We start from the raw sequence: 2,883 nt of genomic DNA, 5'->3' as shown, positions 1-2,883 counted from the left end.
CGGGTAATTAGTACGAGTTAGCTTAATGCCTCACAGCACTTCCACATCTCGCCTATCAACGTTGTAGTCTTCAACGGCCCTTCAGTTGACTCTAAGTCAAAGTGAGAACTCATCTCGAGGCCTGCTTCCCGCTTAGATGCTTTCAGCGGTTATCAGTTCCGAACGTAGCTACCGGGCAATGCAATTGGCATCACAACCCGAACACCAGCGGTTCGTCCACTCCGGTCCTCTCGTACTAGGAGCAGCCCCTCTCAATTCTCAAACGCCCACGGCAGATAGGGACCGAACTGTCTCACGACGTTCTAAACCCAGCTCGCGTACCACTTTAAATGGCGAACAGCCATACCCTTGGGACCGACTTCAGCCCCAGGATGTGATGAGCCGACATCGAGGTGCCAAACACCGCCGTCGATATGAACTCTTGGGCGGTATCAGCCTGTTATCCCCGGAGTACCTTTTATCCGTTGAGCGATGGCCCTTCCATTCAGAACCACCGGATCACTATGACCTACTTTCGTACCTGCTCGACGTGTCTGTCTCGCAGTTAAGCTTGCTTCTACCATTACACTAACCGTACGATGTCCGACCGTACTTAGCAAACCTTCGTGCTCCTCCGTTACTCTTTGGGAGGAGACCGCCCCAGTCAAACTACCCACCAGGCACTGTCCTCAACCCCGATTCAGGGGCCTAAGTTAGAACATCAACACTACAAGGGTGGTATTTCAAGGTCGGCTCCACAGAAACTAGCGTTCCTGCTTCAAAGCCTCCCACCTATCCTACACATGTAGGGTCAATGTTCAGTGCCAAGCTGTAGTAAAGGTTCACGGGGTCTTTCCGTCTAGCCGCGGGTACACAGCATCTTCACTGCGATTTCAATTTCACTGAGTCTCGGGTGGAGACAGCGTGGCCATGGTTACACCATTCGTGCAGGTCGGAACTTACCCGACAAGGAATTTCGCTACCTTAGGACCGTTATAGTTACGGCCGCCGTTTACCGGGGCTTCGATCAAGAGCTTCGCCTAAGCTAACCCCATCAATTAACCTTCCGGCACCGGGCAGGTGTCACACCGTATACGTCATCTTACGATTTTGCACAGTGCTGTGTTTTTAATAAACAGTCCCAGCCACCTGGTCACTGCGGCTCTCGTTTGCTTACAGAGCAAGTCTTTCACAAACAAGAGCGTACCTTCTCCCGAAGTTACGGTACAATTTTGCCTAGTTCCTTCACCCGAGTTCTCTCAAGCGCCTTAGTATTCTCTACCTGACCACCTGTGTCGGTTTAGGGTACGATTCAGTATGAACTGAAGCTTAGAGGCTTTTCCTGGAAGTAGGGCATCAACAACTTCACCACCTTAGTGGCTCGTCTCGACTCTCAGCCTTGGCAACCCGGATTTTCCTAAGTCACCAGCCTACAGCCTTTCACATGGACAACCAACGCCATGCTTGCCTAGCCTGCTCCGTCCCCCCATCGCATTCATACCGAGTACGGGAATATTAACCCGTTTCCCATCGACTACGCTCTTCAGCCTCGCCTTAGGGGTCGACTCACCCTACCCTGATTAACATGGGATAGGAACCCTTGGTCTTCCGGCGGAGGAGTTTTTCACTCCTCTTGTCGTTACTCATGTCAGCATTCGCACTTCTGATATGTCCAGCATGCCTCCCGGCACACCTTCAGCCACTTACAGAACGCTCCCCTACCCCGCATACTTACGTACGCAGCCGTAGCTTCGGTGGTATGTTTAGCCCCGTTACATCTTCCGCGCAGGCCGACTCGACTAGTGAGCTATTACGCTTTCTTTAAAGGGTGGCTGCTTCTAAGCCAACCTCCTAGCTGTTTTAGCCTTCCCACATCGTTTCCCACTTAACATACACTTTGGGACCTTAGCTGACGGTCTGGGTTGTTTCCCTCTCCACGACGGACGTTAGCACCCGCCGTGTGTCTCCCGGATATTACTTTACGGTATTCGGAGTTTGCAAAGGGTTGGTAAGTCGGGATGACCCCCTAGCCTTAACAGTGCTCTACCCCCGTAAGTATTCGTCCGAGGCTCTACCTAAATAGATTTCGGGGAGAACCAGCTATCTCCCGGTTTGATTAGCCTTTCACTCCTAGCCACAGGTCATCCCCTAACTTTTCAACGTTAGTGGGTTCGGTCCTCCAGTTGATGTTACTCAACCTTCAACCTGCCCATGGCTAGATCACCGGGTTTCGGGTCTATACCCTGCAACTTAAGCGCCCAGTTAAGACTCGCTTTCGCTACGGCTCCCCTAAATGGTTAACCTCGCTACAGAATATAAGTCGCTGACCCATTATACAAAAGGTACGCAGTCACCCAACAAGTAGGCTCCTACTGCTTGTACGTACACGGTTTCAGGTTCTATTTCACTCCCCTCACAGGGGTTCTTTTCGCCTTTCCCTCACGGTACTGGTTCACTATCGGTCAGTTGGGAGTATTTAGCCTTGGAGGATGGTCCCCCCATATTCAGTCAAAGTTTCACGTGCTCCGACCTACTCGATTTCACTTTAGATAAGTTTTTGTGTACGGGACTATCACCCTGTTTCGTCATGCTTTCCAGCATCTTCCACTAACTACACTAAAGCTTAAGGGCTGCTCCGATTTCGCTCGCCGCTACTTTCGGAATCTCGGTTGATTTCTTTTCCTACGGGTACTTAGATGTTTCAGTTCTCCGCGTTCGCCTCGTTAACCTATGTATTCAGTTAACGATACCTGCAAGCAGGTGGGTTTCCCCATTCGGAAATCCTAGTCTCAAGCGCCTCTTACTGGCTTGACTAGGCTTATCGCAAGTTAGTACGTCCTTCATCGCCTCCAACTGCCAAGGCATCCACCGTGTACGCTTAGTCACTTAACCATACAACCCAAA

The 2,883-nt window shown here is 51.1% G+C and carries 1 rRNA gene; it reads right to left on the bottom strand.

Annotated features, from left to right (window positions below):
• Positions 1-2,871 (bottom strand): 23S ribosomal RNA (locus tag L3V43_RS23585); the annotation flags it as partial.
• Between the last annotated feature and the right edge of the window lie 12 nt (positions 2,872-2,883).

The sequence above is a fragment of the Pseudoalteromonas sp. L23 genome (assembly GCF_021728455.1).
Classification (GTDB): domain Bacteria; phylum Pseudomonadota; class Gammaproteobacteria; order Enterobacterales; family Alteromonadaceae; genus Pseudoalteromonas.
The sequence above is the reverse complement of the archived record's forward strand: the minus strand, read 5'-3'. Positions and strand labels throughout refer to the sequence as shown.